14 protein-coding genes are annotated in these 23,351 nt (G+C 47.4%); 13 read left to right on the top strand and 1 reads right to left on the bottom strand.

Annotated elements, in window-relative coordinates:
• Window positions 1–277 precede the first annotated feature (277 nt).
• The 13 genes from C170_RS17630 (at window position 278) to ligA (ending at window position 21,094) form a co-directional block, all read left to right on the top strand.
• On the top strand, window positions 278–490 hold the full coding sequence (locus C170_RS17630) for a hypothetical protein (RefSeq protein ID WP_017692026.1): 213 nt from the start codon (window positions 278–280) through the stop codon (window positions 488–490).
• 278 nt (window positions 491–768) lie between these two features.
• Window positions 769–1,938: a S1C family serine protease gene (locus tag C170_RS17625; RefSeq protein ID WP_036612382.1), complete on the top strand. Its 1,170-nt coding sequence runs from the start codon at window positions 769–771 to the stop codon at window positions 1,936–1,938.
• A gap of 43 nt (window positions 1,939–1,981) precedes the next feature.
• Window positions 1,982–3,877 (top strand): stalk domain-containing protein, encoded by a 1,896-nt coding sequence (locus C170_RS17620; protein ID WP_235200792.1) that lies wholly within the window; start codon window positions 1,982–1,984, stop codon window positions 3,875–3,877.
• A gap of 327 nt (window positions 3,878–4,204) precedes the next feature.
• Complete coding sequence (locus tag C170_RS17615; protein ID WP_017692029.1) at window positions 4,205–6,718, top strand: U32 family peptidase; 2,514 nt, start codon at window positions 4,205–4,207, stop codon at window positions 6,716–6,718.
• 110 nt (window positions 6,719–6,828) lie between these two features.
• Entirely contained in the window at window positions 6,829–10,479 is a 3,651-nt protein-coding gene (locus tag C170_RS30470; RefSeq protein WP_081745976.1) for a DEAD/DEAH box helicase, read from the top strand.
• Between the two features lie 296 nt (window positions 10,480–10,775).
• Window positions 10,776–11,654, top strand: coding sequence for a UTP--glucose-1-phosphate uridylyltransferase GalU (galU, locus tag C170_RS17605; protein ID WP_036612381.1), 879 nt, complete (start codon window positions 10,776–10,778; stop codon window positions 11,652–11,654).
• A 181-nt stretch (window positions 11,655–11,835) separates the two neighbouring features.
• A complete protein-coding gene (rfbC, locus tag C170_RS17600; protein ID WP_036612378.1) occupies window positions 11,836–12,384 on the top strand; it encodes a dTDP-4-dehydrorhamnose 3,5-epimerase in 549 nt (182 codons plus the stop codon).
• A 54-nt stretch (window positions 12,385–12,438) separates the two neighbouring features.
• A complete protein-coding gene (gene rfbB / locus C170_RS17595; protein WP_036612376.1) occupies window positions 12,439–13,464 on the top strand; it encodes a dTDP-glucose 4,6-dehydratase in 1,026 nt (341 codons plus the stop codon).
• The gene (gene rfbD / locus C170_RS17590; RefSeq protein WP_036612373.1) at window positions 13,461–14,342 is read left to right on the top strand and encodes a dTDP-4-dehydrorhamnose reductase; all 882 of its coding nucleotides are present in this window, start codon (window positions 13,461–13,463) and stop codon (window positions 14,340–14,342) included. Before rfbB ends, rfbD begins: the two co-directional genes overlap by 4 nt.
• A 122-nt stretch (window positions 14,343–14,464) precedes the next feature.
• Window positions 14,465–15,340: a phosphatidylinositol-specific phospholipase C/glycerophosphodiester phosphodiesterase family protein gene (locus C170_RS17585; protein ID WP_036612370.1), complete on the top strand. Its 876-nt coding sequence runs from the start codon at window positions 14,465–14,467 to the stop codon at window positions 15,338–15,340.
• Between the two features lie 115 nt (window positions 15,341–15,455).
• On the top strand, window positions 15,456–16,151 hold the full coding sequence (locus C170_RS17580) for a heptaprenylglyceryl phosphate synthase (protein WP_036612366.1): 696 nt from the start codon (window positions 15,456–15,458) through the stop codon (window positions 16,149–16,151).
• 356 nt (window positions 16,152–16,507) lie between these two features.
• Window positions 16,508–18,862, top strand: coding sequence for a DNA helicase PcrA (gene pcrA, locus C170_RS17575; RefSeq protein ID WP_036612363.1), 2,355 nt, complete (start codon window positions 16,508–16,510; stop codon window positions 18,860–18,862).
• Between the two features lie 210 nt (window positions 18,863–19,072).
• The gene (ligA, locus tag C170_RS17570) at window positions 19,073–21,094 is read left to right on the top strand and encodes an NAD-dependent DNA ligase LigA (protein ID WP_036612360.1); all 2,022 of its coding nucleotides are present in this window, start codon (window positions 19,073–19,075) and stop codon (window positions 21,092–21,094) included.
• A gap of 134 nt (window positions 21,095–21,228) precedes the next feature.
• Here the strand turns inward: ligA and C170_RS17565 are convergent, their stop codons facing one another.
• A complete protein-coding gene (locus C170_RS17565) occupies window positions 21,229–22,602 on the bottom strand; it encodes a molybdopterin-dependent oxidoreductase (RefSeq protein ID WP_036612357.1) in 1,374 nt (457 codons plus the stop codon).
• Window positions 22,603–23,351 lie beyond the last annotated feature (749 nt).

Genomic DNA, 23,351 nt, shown 5'->3' with positions numbered 1-23,351 from the left:
AGGTAAAGACGTTGGATTACGATCTAATGTGCTCTGCTTCTGAGAAGAAGGGCTTTCATTATGAATTATGCACGGTGTTTCCTTCGGACTAAGGTTATTTCGTGAAAGTGTTTACATATGCATTGCGACAAGCGTTACAGGAATATTCGGCCAAATTGTCTTTTTTTCATTTTTATGGATGATAGGGCTTGCATTACAAGCAGGGTACAGATAACATAGAGGAAGATATTAGGGTATGCGTTAGCTGTTCAACTATGGTAAGGAGGTCTGTCTATCCATGCTGTTTGCAGAAGCTGCCACGGCGAGTACATCGAATTTTAATGCATTTGATATTTTTGTCATCTTATTTACGATCCTGATTTTCATCGGAGTTGTTCGGCTTCTTCGGGCACCGAAGAAGAATCTGTTTGCGATCGGATTTGCAGTAGTCAGCCTACTGGTATTTCTGATGACAGACTATGCGATGATAACGGGTTGGTTTGCTCAGTAGGAATGCTGCTGAAGTGAATGGAATTTAAGCCAAAAGAGATATGGAGGAACACTTTCCATGGGAGACATGGAGGGTGTTTTTTTTCGTTTATATGGAGCGATTGAACAGGATTCTATCTTCTCTACTAAAATAGGACTTAAAACAATTGTATATCCAGATTCTGTATGATACATTGAGGGATACCGGAATTGCAGATGAGAGAAAGAGAGAATAGATTCAGCGATGAATCCGATGTCGAGTCGCGCAAGAAGGATGTATAGAGAGGGTCAGGTGAGAATATGAGCGTGTTGGGTAAAAAGGGGATAGCCATACTGATGGCTGCTGTACTCTCGATTAGTGTAGCGGCAACGGCCGGTGCAGCTGAATCCAAAGCGGCGATGCAAGCGAAAGTGGTAGACGGTCAAGTCTATGTGAACACCAAGGATCTGCTCAAGGCAGTTGGTGGAACTGGACAATATGATGCCAAATCAGGAACGTACACGTACAAGGGAAGTGAAGCCATTCCCAAAGTGATCGAAAAGGTATCTCCTTCCGTCGTAGGAATTATTGGGAAATCTACCGAAGCGCAGGACGGTGCAACATCAGACGACCGTTATAATCTTGCACATGGTACAGGTGTCATTATCCGGTCCAATGGATGGATTGTAACGAATGCACATGTGGTCGACGGATTAACGAATCCGGTTGTCGTAACGACGGATGGCAATACATACAAAATTACGAAAACATACAGTGATGCACTCAGTGATCTGGCGCTAATCAAAATCAATGCCAAATCACTCAAACCGGCGAGCTTTGCCAAAGCTTCACAAACCACTGTTGGAGAAACGGTGATTGCCTTGGGTACGCCGATTTCCTTTTCTTTGCGCAACTCGGCAACGGTAGGGGTAATTAGCGGCTTGAATCGTGGTGTTGAGGCGACCTATCGGTTGATTCAGACCGACACGGCCATTAACCCAGGAAATAGCGGAGGACCACTGGTCAACCTGAAGGGTGAAGTGGTTGGTATCAATTCCATGAAATTTTCTGCGGTCGGCGTAGAGAGTTTGGGGTTTTCGATTCCCGTGGATACCGTTCAATATATCATCGATCAGTTTTTTAAATATGGCAAAATAAAACGTGCAAGTCTGGGGCTACAGCTGGAAGAAAGCTGGTCTGCGATTGTGGGCCTGCCTACAGATGATCCCTTAACGATTACGGGCGTACTGTCTCCTGAAGCCAAGAAAGCCAAAATCAAAGAGGGCGATGTCCTTTATAGTGTGGCAGGTACACGTGTCTCCTCAGTAGTAGATATCAATGAGTTGCTCAAAAAGTATCTGCCTGGGCAAAAGGTAAAGCTGTTGATGCAATCGGATGGCGATATCGTCACCCGCACGTTGGTGCTTGCTGATCGCGCAGACATCGTAGACGAGGAAGATGAAGCGTTCCTTGCAGATGAAGAACAATAAAGCCCGGCGATCAGCCCGGATGGAGAGAGGACGAAAGAACGGAATGAAAAAGTCATGGATACGTGTGCTAAGCACAGGTGTATTAACCGGGATGCTGACCATTGGCGCGGCACTGCCTGTATGGGCATCTGATCTGACGACAAGTGAACTACGGGTGAAAGCGGGGAGCACGAGCGCCTACATCAACGGCGATAAGCAGGCCATAGCCAAACCTTACAAGTTCAAGGGTGTTACGATGGTGCCTGTGGGAGTGTTCAAGAAAGCATTTGGCAGTGAAATCCGGCTGGAGAAAAATGATGTCGTCAAAATCAAGGAAGGTCCACACACGGTTACCCTAACGATTGGCAGTTCAATTGCCTGGGTGGATGGTGTAAAACATGAGATGGGTGCCGCTCCCAAGATGGTGAATGGTGTACTTATGGTTCCACTTCGTCCGGTTGCTGCCGGTATCGGGGCGACGCTAGCTCCAACTAGCTCCGGAGAAATGGTCATTCGTCTGTTGCAAACCGATGATTCGGTGGATGACGAGGATGGCATTCATCCGGATGAAGGCAAAACCAGAATTGGTAACAGTTTTTACGGTTGGTCCATTAACTACCCGGCAGACCTTATAGTTTTCCAGACCGGTGAGCAGGAGCGCATGATGACTTTTGGCACTGCGGACAACAGTTATTATCTTGAAGTGTATGTCAGCGATCAGGATGTGGCTCTGGATGCGGATGATTTGTTGCAGCAACTCGTCCAGGAGGCCAAACAATCGGGAGATACGGTGCTGGATCGTCAAGCGGTGTCGAAAGGCAAGACACCTTATGCACGGATTATCGTGAAAGATGTAGACGGCATGTTATGGGAGATGCGTCAGTATCTGAGTGAAGGTCGTCAATATGATGTGTACCTCGCGGATTACGAAGCCCTGAATTATAAAGATCTGGGCAAACGTGCAGCGCTACTCAATTCATTCCAGCCAACCTATGCAGAGTCGGATCGAACGATTAAGGATCTATCCACCGTAGATAATGGCATGCGCTCCGCGTGGAACGATGACTATGGTATTGAATTGAAGATTCCAGCCGGCTGGTCGATGGATAACAATCAGATGATCTATGAAGCCAAGGATGGTGCGTATCTGCAATGGCGTGTCACTTCGGCGAAGGCAGGTACAACGGTAAAAGACTGGAGCGGCCAACTGGATAAGTGGATGCGCGAGACATTTACACCAGAGAGTTACGAGCCAATTGGTTCATATACGATGGATATCTCGGGAGAAACTGCCGAGGTGAATGAATTCCGTTATAACTTTGGCGGGGGCTGGCAGACCGAGTTCGATGTTCTTTTGCAGAAGAATGGGTATCGGTATTATGCAGAGTATACGTTCCCTGAGGAGCAAAGTGCAGATCGGGCATGGTTTGAACGGATTATGAAGAGTGTGGAGATTGATTTTGATACGGTTGCCGATAATTTCGGTCAGCTGGATGAAGATCCTTATTTGACAGACAAAACGAAGACACTTACACGTACGTCCAAACGTTATAAATACAGTGTAGATATTCCGCGTTACTGGACGCCGTATAGTGATCGATTCGAATATTCACCTGTGGTGTACACCTTTACTGGCGGAGAATTCTCCATTGCGGCGAGCGAAGACAAGTCGATCGAGATGACGGTCAGCCAATTGAGAGAAGCCTATGCCGAAGCCACCAAAACCCGTAAGAACTTCAAGTTGCTTGGCAGTGAAGAGCTGACGTTTGCGGGTGTGCCTGCATTTTCCTTTACGTATCATGAGCTGGACAAAGGCGTGCCATATGCTGGTCGCCAGATCGTGTTTGAAAAGGACGGAACAACCTATACGATCACAAGTGGGCTGAATGATGCCAACAAGACAGAAGTTCAGGCGGCAGCCTTGGAAAAAGCAGTGAACTCATTTACTTTTATTAAATAAATGTAGTGGAGCCGGAGGGTCAAAAGACCTTTCGGTTTTTTTCGTTGTACTGGAAATGAAAATGGGAAACGGTTTTTTCAGGAAAACGTAGAAGAGTCGGTGCAGAAGTGGTACACTATACTAGTTCAGGAGTTATGACTGCTGATCTGATGATTATGAATGACTGTAAGCTTGGAGTTCAGGCAATACAGACATAATAGATAGATATTGTAATACCGTGACAATGCAGGTGTACCCGATAAGGTGCAGTTTTAAGCTTAGGATGTTCAGGCGTTTAAGGATATAGGGATGAAATCCGGCGGATAGCCGGTTATGGGGAGGATCTACATGAAAACAGCAACAATACGAAGAGAAGACGTTGAACTTCTGGCACCTGCTGGTGACTGGGATTGTATGCGTTCGGCGGTAGCTAATGGCGCAGATGCAATTTTCTTCGGAGTCGAAAAGTTTAATGCACGGGCACGGGCGAACAATTTCCGCATGGACGAGCTGCCGGAGATTATGGCGTTTTTGCACAGTTATGGCGTAAAAGGTTTTTTGACCTTTAATATATTGATTTTTGAAAATGAATTAACGGATGCCAAAGAACTGATTGACGCTTGTGTCGATGCAGGTGTGGACGCTGTAATTGTTCAGGATTTGGGTTTGGTGAAGATGATCCGCGAGATATCACCGGATTTCCCGATTCACGGTTCAACACAGATGACAATTACGTCTCCGGAAGCGGTCGAGTTTACGAAGCCGTTTGATATGGAACGTGTCGTTCTGGGACGGGAGAACAACCTGAAGCAGATCCAGAAGATCGGTGAGCAGGCAAAACTTCCAATGGAAGTATTTGTTCATGGTGCGCTGTGTGTATCCTACTCGGGGCAGTGTCTTACTTCCGAAATGTGGGGAGGACGTTCGGCGAACCGTGGGGAGTGCGCACAAGCTTGTCGTCTTCCATATGACCTGATGGTGGATGGGGTACACAAACCGATGGGTGATGTAGCCTATCTGTTGTCTCCGAAAGATCTGGCAGCGATTGACCTGATGCCGGAACTGATCGAAGCAGGAGTAACTTCTTTCAAAATTGAAGGACGTCTCAAAACGCCGGAATACGTAGCAAACGTAGTAAGCAAATATCGTAAAGCGATTGACCGTTATTTTGATGGAGATAACACACCGCCAAGCAAGGAAGAAGTTCGCGAATTGCAGCAAAGCTTCTCCCGTGGCTTCACGCATGGTTTCCTGAGCGGTACAAATAACAAAGAACTGGTGGATGGAACGTTCCCGAAAAGCCGTGGTGTCTACCTTGGTCGTGTGGATCAAGTGTTGCGCGATGGTGTGGTCCTGAAGCTGGATGCACCTGTGAAACGTGGAGACGGGATCGTATTTGACGCCGGAGACCCGACTCAGAAGGAAGAGGGCGGACGTGTATACGATGTACGTCGCAAAGGCGTAAAACTCGAAGGCGAAGCCGAAGAGGGCTGGATCGTTGACGTTGTGCCAGGCCGCAGTGATGTGGATCTGCGACGCGTAAAAGTTGGCGACAAAGTGTGGAAAACGAATGACCCGGCGCTGGACAAACGTCTGCGTCAAAGCTTCGAGACCGAGAAGCCGTACCGTGTATTCCCGGTGAAGGTGAAGGTCATCGGCAGCCCAGGGCAGCCGCTTAGCACATGGTGGACAGACGTACAGAAAGGCACGACCGTCCGTATTGATTCCGAGATGGAACTGGACATCGCCCAGAAGCGTCCAATGACACATGAATTGCTCGAAGAGCAGTTCGGTCGTCTGGGAGGCACCGTGTTCCAGTTGGAAGGAATGGACGTCAATCTGCACGGTGACGTTATCATCCCGATGCGTGAGTTGAATAACATTCGTCGTCAGGCTGTAGAACAACTCGCGGGCGAGCGTCCTAAACCACCCGTCTACGTGAAACGCGCGGTAGATGTGTACGGCGATTCGGTTAAACCGGCATCACCAGTCGCTCGCGGTCAAGCAGAACTAACCGCACTCTGCCGTAGCCTGCCACAAGTGGAGGCAGCGATTGAAGCAGGAATCGGTATGATCTATGCCGACTTCGAGTTTATCAAACAGTTCCCGGCAGCCGTGGAAGCTGTGCATGCCGCTGGTCGCAAGATCGCGCTGGCAACACCGCGTATTCACATGCCTGGGGAGAATGGATATCACAACAACATCTTGCGTCTGAAGCCGGATGCGGTATTGGTACGTAATACAGGCGCACTCTACTTCTACCTGCGTCACCGGATGGAAAACCCGGATGCGAAGCACCCGGAACTGATCGGCGACTTCTCATTGAACATCGCCAATCACAAAGCAGTAGAATTGTTCCTGGAAGCCGGATGTGACTGGATTACGCCATCCTATGACCTGAACATTCAACAAATGGTTGATTTGCTGGGTCACTCCCGTACAAGTCAGACCGAAGTGGTTATCCATCAGCATCTGCCGATGTTCCACACCGAGCACTGTGTGTATTGTACGTTCATGAGTGAGGGTACGGACTTCACGAACTGTGGCCGTCCTTGTGAGGAACAGCGTGCATCACTGCAAGACCGGATTGGCATGTCCCACCCGGTACGTGTGGATGAAGGTTGCCGTAATACGGTGTACAATGCAGTGGAACAGTCAGGTGCCGAGTATCTGACCAACTTTATGGATCTGGGTGTATCCCGTTACCGTGTGGAATTCCTGGAAGAGACACCGGAGCAGGTACGCGAAGTTATCGATCTATACAACCGTGCACTGCGCGGCGAGATCAGTGGTACACAAGTTTGGAAAACACTCAAAGCAACGAACCAATTGGGCGTTACACGTGGTCAATTGGTGAAATAAACAGATTGTATGTTACATCAACATTTACAATCAAGCATGAAGCAACCCCAATCTCTGCTTTACGGAGCTCTTGGGGTTTTTTTACATCATGACACAGGAGGCGAAGAAGCGTGGCGCCATTCACAATTATGGATATCAAATTGCTGTGCGGGGTCACGGCATTCAAGCGCGGAGAAGATTATAACCAATCTGGCAGGGTGACTAATCTGGTGGTCAGTGAGAATCAGCTTCATTATGAAGCACAGGTACGTGGATCGGAGCGTTATCAGGTTACGGTGGATGTAGATGGATCAGGTGAGATTGTGGCAGGCTGCAGTTGTCCGGGTGACGGTAGGCATTATGACTATTGCAAACATGTCGCTGCTGTCCTGTTGGCTATTCACGAATGGGGTGAGCAGCAGGAGCGTAATGCCACGATTGCTTCGGGGAAGCCTCCTCAACCTGCTCTAGGCCAAGGAGCCAATACCAGTTCCAGTTCAGGTTCCAAGTCCAGGGTTGGGACGTTGGTCGAAGAGAGCATGTGGGAGCGACCGCAGTCCCCTTCACAACGAGAGCAACTGAATGATGCCCCAGAGCGTCCGCCCGTTCACTTTGCCCAAGCAGGTCGGCCAAGCTCAGCTTCGGGGTGGGGCCGCTCGGCAGATAAACCTTCTTACCGTACGGCGGATCAGATTCTGTCCATGTTTGCCAAGGATCGGAGACCGCTGCATGGAAATGATCGTAAATACACTGCCCCTGTCAGCCGTTCCTCCCTGCGGGAAGAATTGCAGGTTCAGTTTATATGTAAGCTGATACAGGTTCACAAGGGTGGTGGGAAACTTGCTCTTGAATTGAAAGTGGGTAACAAACGTCTGTATGTGGTGCAGAAAGTGAAGCAATTCCTGAACTGTATCGAGAAGGGCGAGCCCATGTCATTTACCAAGCTGTTTCACTATGATCCATTAATGCATGTTTTCACTCCGCAGGATCAGGCCATTCTCTCGATGCTTATTCGAATGAGACAGAGTGAGGAGGCCTATCGCCAATCCATCTCCGGTTATCTGGGAGCTTCGGACGGACGGGATATATTGATTGCTCCTCTCGTATGGAAGCCATTGCTGGAGTTGTTGCTACAGGCTGACAGCCGGATGGAGGGCACGGGATTTGCCAATGGACCACTCACACTGGGTGAGGGGGTACTTCCTTTATTTTACCGGATCGCCCAGGGAGCGAATGAAGGATATCAGCTTGAAATTTCTGGACTGCGTGAGCTGATTCTTCTCCCTGCTTATGATGCCGCTGTGGTGGAAGGACAGTTGCATATGTTGGAGCCGATGCAGATGCGAAGTCTGGAGGACTTGAGTGGGGCGCTCACGTCGTATGGAATCAAGGAAAGCATCGATATTTCGACTCAGCAGGTGGATGAATTCGTACAGCATGTCGTGCCAGAACTGCGTACGCTTGGACATCTGTCCATTGATTCGCAGGTGCGTGAACAGATCGCGGAACCGGAACTTTCACCGAAGCTGTACATTGACTTCTATCGTGAACGTATTACAGCGCGTCTGGAATTCGATTATGAGGTCATGGTTATTAATCCGCTTGCCGAGTATTTAATAGATGAAGAAGAGAAAAAGGTTATTTTGGTGCGTGATCGATACAAAGAGCGGAATCTGATTGAACGGCTTGATCGATCCTTTCTCGAAAGGGATGGTAGTGTTTGGGCGAGCGAACGGGAAGATGCAATATATGATGTAATGTATCATCTGTTGCCTGAGCTTGAGAAACAGGTAGATATCTATATGCCAAACGCCGTGAAGGCGATGGTGCAATCCTATCCAACACCGCCGAAAGTACGGGCAGATTTGGGAAGAGGATTGGACTGGCTGGAGATTTCATTTGAGATGGAAGGTGTGGACGAGCAGGAGCTTCAGGAACTCATGCGTCGCATTGTGGAAAAGAAACCGTATTTCCGTCTCAAGAGCGGTGTCTTTCTTTCACTTGAAAATGAAGGTGCAGATAGCTTCGCTAACATGGCCGATTCACTTGGGCTGGGAGCAGATGACATCAAGAGCAGCCATATCCGGCTGCCAGCTGTTCGGGCGTTACAATTGCCAGGCAGGGACGAAGTTTCCGGTCATGTGAAGTGGGGAGGCTCTCTGAAACGTTTCCTCGATGATCTCCGAGATCCCGAACGGATGGATTTTACATTGCCGGGATCACTGACCCCCATCCTGCGGGATTATCAGAACAGTGGATACCAGTGGCTGCGTACCCTCGCTTATTATCGTTTTGGCGGCATTCTGGCGGATGATATGGGACTTGGCAAAACGTTGCAAAGTATCGCCTATATCACAGCGGTTCTTCAGGAGAAGCCCGACTACAACATTGAGCATACGGGCGGTGATAAATACCGGGAGAGCGGATCATTACGGGGTGGTGAAACGTTGGCGACTACCGACATCGATCCCGAAACTGGGCTCCCATTGGACAAGATGGCATCAGTGAATACAGATGGCCTATGGTCCACGATGCAGCAGGATGGACTGACGATCCGAACGAGGGTCATTCACCCTCCGGTACTTGTCGTGGCGCCTGCCTCGCTAACCTATAACTGGGCCAATGAGTTTGCGCGGTTCGCCCCGCATCTGAACGTACTGATTGCCGCAGGTCAGAAAGAAGAACGAGCCAGCATGCTTTCAGGCATGGATGAGGCAGATGTAATTGTGACGTCGTATCCTCTGTTGCGACGGGATTTGGACACCTACCTGGGCCGAACCTTTCATACGCTCATTCTGGATGAAGCTCAGGCAATCAAAAATGCTTCTTCCCAGACCGCGCAGGCAGTGAAACAAATTCAGGCCCCGCGTCGTTTTGCACTCACAGGAACGCCTGTAGAGAACTCACTGGATGAATTGTGGTCCATTTTTGAAGCAGTATTCCCAGGATTATTTCCAAGTTACAGAAGATTCCGCGACCTTCCTCCGGAACGGATCTCGCGGATGGTTCGTCCGTTTATTCTGCGCCGCCTGAAGAAGGATGTGTTGGAAGAATTGCCTGATCGAATTGAAACGGTACAGCGGTCAGAGCTTACGGTTGAACAGAAGAAATTGTATGCCGCATACCTTTCCCAGCTTCAGGATGAAGCATCGAAGGACATGGAGGATAACGGATTCCAGAAGAATCGTATCAAAATTCTGGCTGGCATCACGCGCTTGCGTCAGTTGTGTTGTCACCCGGCCCTCTTTGTGGAAGGCTATCAAGGCGATTCCGGGAAAATGGAACAGTTGCTTGAAACGGTCGAGGATTGTTTGGCTGCAGGCAAACGAATCCTCATCTTCTCCCAATTTGCGAGCATGTTGAACCTGATTCGTCAGACCCTTGCAGCACAGGGAAGGAATCTGTTCTACCTCGATGGTCAGACCCCTGCGCAGAGCCGGGTTGAGATGTGTCACAGATTTAATGAGGGCGAAGCTGAACTGTTCTTAATCTCCCTGAAAGCTGGCGGTACCGGATTAAACTTAACAGGGGCAGATACCGTTATATTATATGATCTATGGTGGAATCCCGCGGTGGAAGAACAGGCAATTGGCCGTGCCCATCGTATGGGACAGAAACAAGTGGTGCAAGTCATCCGCCTGGTTACCGAAGGTACAATCGAAGAGAAGATTTTGGAACTCCAGCAGCGCAAGAAGGACTTGATTGCCGAAGTGATCGAACCGGGAGACGGAGGATCGACGACCTTATCCGAACAGGATATCCGCGAATTGTTGATGGTATAATGGAGTCCAAGCATCCTAGCAATAAGAATCATTAAATATATGAATCTATACAAGATGGACTAATCATTTACATGATAACGGAGAGGACAGAAATAACCTGAAAAAGCGAAGCGTTCGCCTAAAAGCTTTCTGAAAGAAAGCTGCATCGGAAGCATACGCTATCCCCGGATTTTCCCCTTTAAAAAAGGGAATGAAAAAAATCTGGGGATAACAGCGATTGGAAGGTTGTTCTGTCATCGTAGTGTCAGTGTAAATAATCTTTAGTTCAACTTATCTAGCAAAAGGAGTGGGTTCGTGTGCGTATTCGCAAAGCGATTATTCCAGCCGCAGGGCTGGGTACCCGGTTTCTGCCTGCCACCAAGGCGATGCCTAAGGAAATGCTACCCATCGTGGACAAGCCAACGATCCAGTACATTATTGAAGAAGCCGTAGCTTCAGGCATTGAAGATATCATTATTGTGACAGGTAAAGGGAAACGGGCCATTGAAGATCACTTCGATTATTCTTTTGAGCTGGAGCAGAATCTGGCGGACAAACAGAAGTGGGACTTGCTTAACGAAGTACGCAAACCCTCCGAGATGGCAGATATTCATTATATCCGTCAAAAGGAACCGAAGGGACTTGGTCACGCCATTTGGTGTGCCCGCAAGTTTATCGGCAACGAGCCTTTTGCCGTCCTGTTAGGGGATGATATTGTGGAAGCGGAACATCCCTGCCTGAAGCAGATGATCGATGTCTACGATGAACTGCAATCTCCGATTGTAGGTGTACAGCCTGTTGATTGGAGCGAGGTATCCCGCTATGGGATAGTGGACGGAGAGTTGCTGACCCCTACCGATGATCGTGTCTTTCGGGCCCGCCGCTTAATTGAGAAACCAAAGACCGAAGACTCTCCCTCCAACCTGGCTATTATGGGACGTTACATTCTTACACCGGATATTTTCGAGATCCTGGGTCAACAATCTGCCGGTGTCGGGGGAGAAATCCAGCTCACGGATGCCTTGTCCCGATTGAATGAACAGCGACAGATTCTCGCATATCATTTTGATGGGTTACGTCATGATGTTGGTGAAAAGTTGGGCTTTATTGAGACATCGATTCACTACGCAATGCAACGCCCGGATCTACGGAAAGATCTCTTAAAGTATTTGGAACAGGTTGTAAAGGATCAATAAATGGTTTTCCGCATGCCCTTGAAGTCCAGCCGAAGAATGATATCGCGGCTGGGCTTTAATTTATTTTATGGAAGAGCAAATATGAGGGTTATACAGGCCAATGAACAAACACATACCCGACACTTTACATATACATAGTCAATATGAAGAAATGATGTCAACAGCAAAACGGAGGGATGTCATGAAGGTACTTCCGCTGTTTATGGATGGTGCTGCCATATTGGAACCCAAGGTTTATGGTGATCACCGTGGATATTTTATGGAGAGTTATAATGAGCAGGTTCTGCATGAACAGGGGATACAGCACGTCTTTATTCAGGACAATCAATCCTTATCGGCTGAAGCAGGTGTTCTGCGTGGGCTTCATTACCAGCTCCAGCCCAAAGCACAGACTAAATTGGTGAGGGTTATATCTGGGGCTATATATGATGTGATTGTGGATGTCCGCAAGTCATCCCCTACCTTTGGCCAATGGAAAAGTGTCATTCTAAGTGAGTACAACCAGCGGCAATTGCTTGTTCCTCAAGGATTTGCTCATGGTTTCTGTACCTTGGTGCCTCATTCCCAGGTAACTTATAAGGTGGACGCCTATTATTCGCCTGAACATGACCGTGGAATTCTGTGGAACGATCCGGCACTCGCCATTGATTGGCCTGTGACGAAACCTATATTATCGGAGAAGGATCAGAAGCATCCTTTACTGAAAGATGCTGAACTGAATTTCGACTAATTAATCAGACTTTTCAGATACTTCGGTATCTGGAGGCAGAGGGAGAGAGACAGCATGAAACTACTGGTTACGGGTGGGGCCGGATTTATCGGCAGCAACTTTGTGTTATATATGCTTCGTGAACATCCAAGTTATGAAATTATCAATGTGGATGCATTAACGTATGCAGGGAACTTGGAGAACTTGCATACGGTAGAGTCCAATCCCCGATATACCTTCATCAAGGCAGATATTGCAGCTGTACAGCAGATGGAAGCTGTTTTTTCCCAAGGCATCGATGTGGTTGTGAATTTCGCTGCCGAGTCTCATGTGGATCGAAGTATTCTGTCCCCGGATATCTTTGTGCGTACCAATGTGATGGGGACTCAGGTTCTGCTGGATGCGGCAAAGAAGTATCAGGTCACCAAATTTGTTCAGGTATCGACGGATGAGGTATATGGATCATTGGGTGCAACAGGGTTATTTACTGAAGATACACCTCTGATGCCAAACAGTCCGTACTCTGCAAGTAAAGCTGGCGGGGATCTACTCGTAAGAGCTTATCACGAAACCTTTGGACTTCCTGTAAATATTACACGTTGCTCTAATAACTACGGGCCTTTTCAATTTCCAGAGAAACTGATTCCGCTGATTATATCCCGTGCATTAAATGATGAAGCCATTCCAGTATATGGTGACGGCCTCAATATTCGTGACTGGCTTTATGTCGAGGATCACTGTAGCGCGATTGATTTGGTGATTCATAATGGACAATCTGGAGAGGTATACAATATTGGTGGTAATAATGAACGTACTAATATTTACATTGTGGAGAGCGTATTGGAACAACTGGGTAAACCAGCGAGTTTGATTCAATATGTACAGGATCGATTGGGACATGACCGACGTTATGGTATAGATCCTACCAAGATACGTACAGAGCTCGGATGGCAACCTGCACACAATTTTGAGACAGGGATCAAGGAGACGATCGAGTGGTATCTGAAACATCAAGATTGGTGGACGAGAATTCAATCAGGCACATATCAGGACTATGTTCAGCTTCAGTACGGTAAGCGGATGGGTGATTCGTCCAAATGAACTATAGAGTTATGGTGACTGGCGCGGCAGGACAGCTGGGTTATGATGTGGTGCAGACCTTTCAAGCAGAGGGTCATCAGGTATTGGCCTGTGACAAAAACCAGATGGATATTACCGATCAACAGCAGTGCGCAGATATGATTACAACGTTCCGACCTCATATCATTATTCACTGCGCTGCTTACACGGCGGTCGATCAGGCTGAGGTAGATGAGGATACAGCATACGCAATTAATGCATCAGGTACTAGAAATATCGCGGTTGCCGCCGAGAAAATGAAAGCAAAACTGGTATATATCAGTACCGATTATGTATTTGATGGGAGCGGGAGTACACCTTACCGCGAGTACGATGTAACGAATCCACAGAGTGTATATGGCAAGTCGAAGCTTGCCGGGGAACGGCTGGTTCAAAGTTTGTGTACGCAATGGTTTATCATTCGAACATCATGGGTGTTTGGCGTGTATGGCAGTAATTTTGTCAAAACCATGCTGGAATTTATGGAAAAACGTCCACAACTGCAAGTTGTTCATGACCAACAAGGTTCGCCTACCTATACGGTGGATCTTGCCCGATTCATTCATATCCTTTCCATAAGTGAAAAGTATGGCATCTATCATGCCTCCAATTCAGGAACTTGCACATGGTACGAGTTTGCAGAGGCAATAAAAGAAGAAGCCAATAAGCAGAGTGGGTTCGAGCCTGCAGCCGAACTTACGCCATGCACAACCGATCAGTTTCCGCGTCCAGCCCCTCGTCCTGCATACTCGGTGATGGATCATCTGGCGATTCGAACGAACGGTCTGGAACCTCTGAGACCTTGGCGTGAGGCACTGATTGCGTTTTTGAAAGAGTTGAGTGTACAGCAAAAGGACTGAGCATGTGGAGGGTCTCTGCTTTATTCCCAAACTTAACAGCCGCCTCGGGCGGCTATTTTGTTTTACACCTCATCAATTCGGGTAGTTAGCTAACAAAAAGGTACTGAGGATGTGAATGTGATATGAAACGCATTGCCGCCGTGTTAATACTACTGATCGTTACCGTGGGCACACTCTTTTTCGCCTATGAAAGCGAGAGTGAGGAACAGCGGGACGGATTTACCGCTTATAGATTAATCGCCCATGCGATGGGCAGCATTCGTGATCAACCATATACTAACGCCTATGAAGCGATGATTGCCAATTACGAGAAAGGCACACGTGTATTTGAGATCGACTTTATGTTAACATCGGATCGCAAAGCCGTAGCCAGACATGAATGGACCGCTAATATGAGCAAAATGCTAGGACAAGACGAAAAGCTTCCGGAGGATAAACAAGCCGGGGCACTGACACATGATGAATTTATGAATACGCCTATTTTAGGCATGTACCAACCCATGGATGCCGACGGCATTATAGATGTACTGGCCGAGTATCCGGATATGTATATCGTAACCGACACCAAGGAACAGAAGGATGAGGATATTCAGCAGGTGTTAAGATCCCTCGTGGATGCAGCCAAAGAACATGACCCATCTGTGCTGGATCGGGTGGTTGTACAGATTTATAACGAACCGATGCTCGAAACGGTGAAAGAAGTCTATGCATTCCCTTCCATTATCTATACGTTATATGCCACACAGGATACAGAAGCTCAGGTTGTTGATTTTGTGCAAAAGAATGATATTGATGCCGTGACTATGCCGGAATATAAAGTAAACCAGAATTTCGTCGCCAAGCTGAATAGTGCAGGTTCTGTCACCTACGTGCACACCATCAACGACACTGAACAGGTGGCTAACTATGAGAAATGGGGCGTGTACGGGGTATACTCTGACGTGCTGACGGAGCAGGAGTTGGATGAGATGAATACACGTTTTGCCTGGAAACCGTAAAAATACATGTTTTTCTGTTCCCCTTTTTATACGAACATTGACACTCGCTGCCTGCTGACTTAGACTTAGTTTACAAGCTTTCTAGGATGCAGAAGAACCTCTGGAGGAATGTTCGTTGATAGACATGATTAAGCAGTGGAGACATGTATTTAAGCTTGACCCAGACCGGGAAATTACGGACGAAGAACTCGATCTGGTCTGTATGTCGGGGACCGATGCAATTATCGTTGGCGGATCTTCGGGGATTACCTATGATAACACGGTAGACCTGATGTCCCGTGTGCGTCGTTATGAGTTGCCATGTGTGCTTGAAGTATCCGATCTGGAGGCTGTTGTTCCCGGGTTTGACGGATATTTGATCCCGATGGTCTTGAATGCAACGGACAGCAAATGGATGATTGGGCACCACCAGCAAGCGATAGAGCGTTATGGTTATCTCATCCCGTGGGATCTACTTATTGCCGAGGGTTATATTGTGCTCAATGCAAACTCCACGGTAGCTCGGTTGACTGGCGCAGATACGGATCTGACGACAGGAGCTGCGGTGGCATATGCCCAGGCTGCGGAGCGTCTACTCAATCTTCCAATTGTATACATGGAGTACAGCGGAACGTTCGGAGATATGGAGCTTGTTGGTGAGACACACAGACAATTGGATCGGGCACACCTTATCTACGGCGGCGGAATTGATGATTCGGAGAAAGCCGCGCAAGCTGCCCAGGTGGCAGATACTGTCGTGGTAGGTAACATTGTGTACAGCGATTTAACTAAGGCACTTGAGACGGTTTTGGCTGTAAAAGGAACCATTTAATCGGTTTAGTTTACCATTCCCCCATTTTCCCCTTATGATCTGTTAAAATAGAACTTTGCCCTTACTAATTAAGCAATTCGTATACAAGAGTAAGGTTTACACAGAAACGAAGTGTTCTCTCTTGTATTTTTACTACCTTTAAATATAAGCTAAACTAATTTTTACACGAGAACGAAGAGGACAGAAATAAGCTGGAGAAGCGGAGCGTTCGCCTTTATTACCGGATTTTTACCTTTGAAAAGTAGATCGAAAAATCCGGGAATAACAGCGATCGGAAGATTATTCTGTCATCGGAGTGGCGAGTGTAACCTATTAATTTTGCTTTATAGACCAACCAACGAAAGGAGCATGCATGCATGCAACCTGTAAATATACATGATGCCGTTGCACGACTTAACACCCCTCAACGGCAAGCCGTCGAGGCGACGGATGGCCCGCTGCTGATTATGGCCGGAGCCGGCTCCGGCAAGACGCGGGTGCTGACACACCGGATTGCCTACCTCATTGCAACACGGAAAGCGCCCCCGTGGGGCATTTTAGCGATTACATTTACGAACAAAGCCGCCCGTGAGATGCAAGACCGTGTATCCCAACTCGTAGGTGGATCTCAGGGCCGCGACATATGGGTATCCACGTTCCACTCCATGTGCGTGCGTATTTTGCGCCGTGACATTGAACGTATTGGCTTTACCTCCAACTTCAGTATTTTGGACTCATCGGACCAATTATCTGTAATTCGTAGCTGTATGAAAGATCAGAATATCGATACCAAGAAATTCGAGCCCAAAGCAGTTCAATCCATGATGAGCACGGCCAAGAATGAACTGATCAGTCCGGAGCAATATGAGAAGCAGTCGGGAGACTATTTCGAGGGTATTGTGGCGAAGGTATATAAGATGTATCAGAAAAAGTTAAGAGCCAACAACTCACTTGATTTCGACGATCTCATTATGCAGACCATTCAACTGTTCAAAGAAGTGCCGGAAGTCCTCGACTTTTACCAAAAGAAATTCCAATACATTCACGTGGACGAGTATCAGGATACGAACCGTGCACAGTACATGCTGTGCCGCATGCTCGCTGACAGTCACCACCACATCTGCGTTGTAGGGGATAGTGACCAGTCGATCTATCGCTGGCGTGGGGCGGATATCAGCAATATCCTGAACTTTGAGAAAGATTACCCTGAAGCAAGTACGATTTTGCTGGAGCAGAACTATCGTTCAACTTCCAATATCCTGAATGCAGCGAATGAAGTGATCGGCCTGAATACAGGGCGTAAACCGAAGAAACTGTGGACGGACAAAGAGGGTGGTTCGAAGATCAAGGTGTACCGTGCGGATTCCGAGCATGATGAGGGGTATTTTGTTACCTCTGAGATTAGTAAAAATGTGAAGAACGGCAAATCCTATCAGAACCATGCCATTTTGTACCGTACCAACGCTCAGTCCCGGGTTATAGAGGAAATTCTGATCAAGTCTGATATTCCGTATCAGATTGTCGGCGGCATCAAGTTCTATGATCGTAAAGAGATCAAGGACATTCTGGCGTATCTGCGCCTGTTATCCAACCCCGACGATGATATCAGTCTTACACGGATCATTAATGTACCAAAACGTAGCATTGGTGATACAACAGTAGCGAAGCTCGCGGCTGCGGCAGGAGAGCGTGGAATTTCTATTTTCCGTGTGCTTCAGGTCGTAGATGATCTTGGTTTTGCTGGTCGTACGCGGAATGCGCTGGTGGAGTTCTATGACATGATCGCTGCGTTGCATCAGATGGTAGAGTATCTGTCTGTAACTGAACTGACCGAGAAGATTCTTGAGATGAGCCAATACCGTCTTGAGATGCAAAATGAAAACACACTCGAATCCCGTGCACGGCTGGAGAACATTGAAGAGTTCCTGTCGGTAACGATGGAATTTGAGAAAAATAATGAAGACAAAACGCTCGTGTCGTTCCTCACCGATCTTGCATTGATTGCTGACATCGACAGCATGAACGATGATGAAGAGGATCAGAGCGACGCGGTTACCCTGATGACCATGCACAGCGCCAAAGGTCTGGAGTTCCCGGTTGTCTTTATCGTGGGTATGGAGGAAGGGGTCTTCCCGCATAGCCGTGCCTTTATGGACAATGAAGAATTGGAAGAAGAACGCCGACTTGCTTATGTAGGGATCACCCGTGCGGAAGAGCAACTGTTCCTGTCTTGTGCACAGATGCGGACGTTGTTTGGACGTACAACAGCGAACCCGCCTTCCCGCTTCCTGGATGAAATTCCGGATGAGCTTAAGGAAGACACCTCCATGGCTCGTGATCGTTACCGTCGTGGAAGTAGCGGAGGCGGCTCATATGGTGGACGTGGGTTAGGCTCTAGTGGAGGAAGTAACTTCGGTGGCGGCACCAAGCTCTTTGATCACCAAAGTAAAAGCGGTTCATCTGCTACCTCATCCACGCCAACTTCGCGTGTGACCACAAGTGTCTCCCGCCCAACATATTCTACGCCATCATCTGCTTCCAAGCCGGTAGCTTCTGATGGTGAAGCAGGATTCAAGGCAGGAGATAAAGTGCAGCATGGCAAATGGGGGACAGGCACCATTGTTGCGGTCAAAGGGACAGGTAATGATACCGAACTGCAGATTGCCTTCCCGGCTCCGGTGGGTGTGAAACGTTTGCTTGCCGGATTTGCCCCAATTACAAAAGTAGAATAAGAACGAAACCCCCTTTTGTACGATAACAGAGAGAACAGAAATAACTTGAAGAAGCATAGCGTTCGCCTTTATCCCCGGATTTCCACCTTTTAAAATGGATTAAAAGAAATCCGGGGATAACAGCGATCGGAAAGTTAATCTGTTATCACAGTTCAGTGCAATAGGAGTGTTCGTTCTACATAGATCAAATTAACGGAGGGATGGCCCTGTATGGACCCGATGCACCGGATGGAGCAACTCGTTACCGAGCTGAACCAGCATAATTATCAGTACTACACGATGGATCAGCCACAGATCAGCGATAAGGAGTATGATCTTCTGTACGATGAACTGGTTACGCTGGAACAGGAAAGCGGCATGGTTCTGCCTGATTCTCCAACACAGCGTGTGGGTGGCGAACTGCTAAAGGGGTTTACCCCGCATCGCCACTTATCCTCCTTATGGAGTCTGGACAAAGCACAGAATATTGAGCAGCTTCGGAGCTGGAATACCCGTGTACTAAAACTGATTAATGACTATAACAGTAAAAATCCCGATACGCCTTTACCGGAACCAGGTTATGTCATTGAGTTGAAGTTTGACGGATTGACGCTGAACCTGACATACACCAACGGTGAGTTGGTGCAAGCCTCTACACGAGGGAACGGTACCGTAGGTGAAGGTATTTTGGCACAGGTAAGAACGATCCGATCCGTTCCGCTCAAAATTCCTTACACAAGCGGTACGATTGAAGTACAGGGTGAAGGCATCATGAATCTGTCTGTCTTGGACCGATACAATGAGACAGCGGCAGAGCCACTCAAGAATGCGCGTAATGCAGCAGCAGGAGCGCTCCGCAACCTGAATCCGAAGGCGACGGCTGAGCGTCGGTTGAATGCTTATTTTTATAATGTAGGTTATTCGGATGACATTCAGTTTGCCAATCATCAGCAGATGATGGATTTCCTGCGTGAGAACCGCTTCAAAGTTAATCCATCGATTACTTATTTCCATGAGTTTGATGATGTGATGGAACAACTGGCCGCGATTCAGGAGAACCGAGGGCAGCTAGACTATCTGATCGATGGAGCTGTTATCAAAATTACGGACATGCGCACCCGCGAAGTGTTGGGTTATACCGATAAGTTCCCTCGCTGGGCGGTGGCATATAAATTCGAGGCTGAAGAGACCACAACGGTTCTTAACGCTGTGGTATGGAATGTGGGCCGTACTGGCAAAGTAACTCCGCTGGCACGCGTAGAACCGGTTGAACTTGCCGGGGTAACGGTACAGAACTGTACTCTGAACAATGTCGGCGATATTGAGCGCAAAAATCTGAAGTTTGCTCTGGGCACACGGGTCTTTATCCGTCGCTCCAACGACGTCATTCCTGAGATTCTGGGTAAAGTGACGGAGGAGAGTGATGGTGAGGAGATCGTCTTCCCTGAGCAGTGTCCTGCATGTGGATTCCCACTGGAGCAACGCGGAGCGCATCTGTTCTGTAACAATAGACTTGCGTGTAAACCACAAACGGTGGCACGTATTTCCCATTTTGCTTCCCGTGATGCTATGGACATCGAGACGTTCAGTGAGAAAACAGCGATTCAGTTGTATGATGAATTGAACGTACGTGAGCCTGCCGACCTGTATACGTTACAGTTTGATGATTTGGTGAAGCTGGAGCGGTTTGGGGAAAAGAAAGCGAACAACTTTATCGCTGCGCTTGAGCTTAGTAAAGATAGAGACTTGGCTTCCTTCTTATACTCACTGGGTATTCCGAACACAGGTAAATCGACAACGCGCATGCTCGCTGATCATTATCGAGATCTGCACGCCATTATGAATGCAACCGTGGAAGAACTGGTTGAACTACCCGACGTCGGTGGTATTGTGGCAGAGAGCATCGTAAACTTTTTTGCAGATCCGTTTACACAGGCTGCAATTGAGAAAATGCTCAACTTGGGTGTGAAAGCTCAGGCACCTGAGGCACCAGCCGTTGCTGTTGTGGAAGATTCCTTCTTCAGTGGTAAAACGGTCGTCTTGACTGGAACGCTACATCAATTGACGCGGGAAGAGGCAACGCAAAGACTGGAAGCGCTCGGAGCGAAGGTGACTGGCAGTGTGTCGAAAAAGACAGATTTGGTTATTGCTGGAGAGAAGGCAGGTAGTAAACTAACCAAAGCTCATGATCTCGGTATTCCAACGATTGAGGATGAGGATGAACTTGTACGTCTTTTGAACCCACAGGGTTAAAGTGTATTCAGAGAGTTCATAATGAGGAAAAAGAAAAAGGCCCCCGAAGACACGAATATGTGATCGGGGGCCTTTTGCTATTTATTGAATTATTTTTACAACGAAAGAACGCTCACCAGTCTTATCTTATCTGATCATGATCCACTTAAATTGTTAGGGATGCGCTGAGATGCGCCTGTAAGCCATGCATCCTTGTCATATCCTCGTTCTTCCCAGTAACCAATATGTTCGCTGTCGATGAGTTCAATGCGATTCAACCATTTCACTGATTTATAGGCATACATCTGAGGAATAACGAGCCGTACCGGACCGCCAAGATCAGCAGGGATGGGTTTGCCATCATGCATGACAGCGACCATAATATCCTCCATTTGCGCTTGATCCATCGTAATGGCATCTGTATACACACCATCACCGGAATAAAACTTCACACTATGAGCTTCCGGTTTGACCCCGGCTTGTTTCAAAAGCTTTACAAGAGAAATGCCTTCCCAGGTATTTTTATATACAGACCATCCCGTTACACAGTGGAAATCACTAACCTGTACGGTACGCGCCATCTTCACGAATTGTTCCCAGTTCCATACCTGTGCCCGTTCAACCAGCCCATCGATTCGGAAAGACCAGTTAGCATTGGAGAAGGATGGTATAGGCGTAACTGTATATACGCGGAAATGACCTTCAGCTCCGCCTCCAATGGGAGGTGAAGAGGCAGACAGCGGTTGTGGCAGAGGAACCATACGGTTAGGGTCGTTCTCCAGCATGCTATCAATACTGTTATCGATTTTGAGATTTCGTCCTACCCAGGATATAAAAGTAGGACCAAGAGTCACGGCGAGACCAACCCCCACAGCAGAACGGATGAAAGCTCGTCGTGTATACAACGGTTGTGGTCGCTCCTCTGATTTGAGGAGATCTCTCTCGGAACTGCGATCAAACTGGGAAGAAGATATAGCAGCCGGAGTTTCTTTTTCATCTATTATTGTGTCAGATCGATCAGCTGTATGTTGAGTTCGTGTTGAAGTTGTAGTGGTTTTAACCGCACGACGTGCAGGATCCTTTAACCATTTGGTCCGAGTGATGGAGTGATAGATAATATAAGGTAAGCCCACCCAAGTCAGCAGGTCATGGATTAAAAGTGCAGCATTCGACCATCGAGGTCCAGCTAGCTTGAACTGCCATAATACAATACCCGAGAGGAGCCAGCCTACCAGCAGCGCAAGAACAAAGATGGTGTTTACCCTTTGCCAAGGCCTATTTCGAAGTTGTTTCCAGTGCTTTCCGGCCAAAATCAAGTAATATATTACGGGTGCCAGCATAGCTAGCCCAACGATGATATGTAGCCATTTTAACCAGACACGTCCAATTCCGAGTATCTCGCGCCAAAAGCCGCCCACCAGCATAAGACCTGTTATAGCAAGGATCACAACAATCCAGGCATTCCACGCATGGATGGAAACCAACTTTTTGCCGTAACCTTTGCGTCTGTTCTTTAACCATTGCTTCAAGTGCGATCACCCCATATAGGTTAGTAATGAGTTTATTCAGAACTTTGATATGTAATAGCTAGCTGTGAATGGAGTACGTGATCTGTGTAAAGGTGCAATGCGAGAGGGTTATACGATTGTTCATAGGCTACTTATGAAAGTAGTTCACTTGACTGCTTAACCTTATCTCTATATCTATATACCTTATTATAGAGTTTTTGGATCACTTTCTTCAAACCAACAGAAGGGCAGGGATCGTTATCCCGATCGGTACTCTAACTAAAACTCATCTAGATCATTATTACTTGTGGTTATAGAAGGCAGTATTATAGAAATGAGTTATTTCTTTTATATGTAATGCACTTTAAGGGTAGCCCTTCACTTGTTCAGAGAATGTGCTAATCTGTCGAATACAGGTTGGAAACAAGACACCGTAGATGAAGATATCATGATATCAAAAGGTTGATTAAAAATGCTTGCTAAATAAATCACTACGTGATATATTATTTCTTGTCGCTTCAAACGAATGATTGTCATAATCATTTGAAAGATGACGAAAATAAAGTGTTGACAGTAAGTTAGTTAACATGATATGATAAGATTCCTGTCCGGTTGACAAACATCAACATAAACGGACATACAAGTTCCTTGAAAACTGAACAAATGGATAGTAACTTTTGATTCACAATGAATCGTCAGATTCAAAATGAGCTTATCGCTCTTTTCAATACTTTATTGGAGAGTTTGATCCTGGCTCAGGACGAACGCTG

This window comes from Paenibacillus sp. FSL H7-689, from assembly GCF_000517905.1.
Classification (GTDB): domain Bacteria; phylum Bacillota; class Bacilli; order Paenibacillales; family Paenibacillaceae; genus Paenibacillus; species Paenibacillus amylolyticus.
This window is presented reverse-complemented; position numbering and strand designations above follow the sequence as displayed.

What these genes read in the sequence shown, in the direction of transcription:
- C170_RS17630 (WP_017692026.1), top strand. Translation starts at nt 278, where the DNA reads ATGCTGTTTGCAGAAGCTGCCACGGCGAGTACATCGAATTTTAATGCA.
- C170_RS17625 (WP_036612382.1), top strand. Translation starts at nt 769, where the DNA reads ATGAGCGTGTTGGGTAAAAAGGGGATAGCCATACTGATGGCTGCTGTA.
- C170_RS17620 (WP_235200792.1), top strand. Translation starts at nt 1,982, where the DNA reads ATGAAAAAGTCATGGATACGTGTGCTAAGCACAGGTGTATTAACCGGG.
- C170_RS17615 (WP_017692029.1), top strand. Translation starts at nt 4,205, where the DNA reads ATGAAAACAGCAACAATACGAAGAGAAGACGTTGAACTTCTGGCACCT.
- rfbC (WP_036612378.1), top strand. Translation starts at nt 11,836, where the DNA reads ATGAAGGTACTTCCGCTGTTTATGGATGGTGCTGCCATATTGGAACCC.
- rfbB (WP_036612376.1), top strand. Translation starts at nt 12,439, where the DNA reads ATGAAACTACTGGTTACGGGTGGGGCCGGATTTATCGGCAGCAACTTT.
- rfbD (WP_036612373.1), top strand. Translation starts at nt 13,461, where the DNA reads ATGAACTATAGAGTTATGGTGACTGGCGCGGCAGGACAGCTGGGTTAT.
- C170_RS17585 (WP_036612370.1), top strand. Translation starts at nt 14,465, where the DNA reads ATGAAACGCATTGCCGCCGTGTTAATACTACTGATCGTTACCGTGGGC.
- pcrA (WP_036612363.1), top strand. Translation starts at nt 16,508, where the DNA reads ATGCAACCTGTAAATATACATGATGCCGTTGCACGACTTAACACCCCT.
- ligA (WP_036612360.1), top strand. Translation starts at nt 19,073, where the DNA reads ATGGACCCGATGCACCGGATGGAGCAACTCGTTACCGAGCTGAACCAG.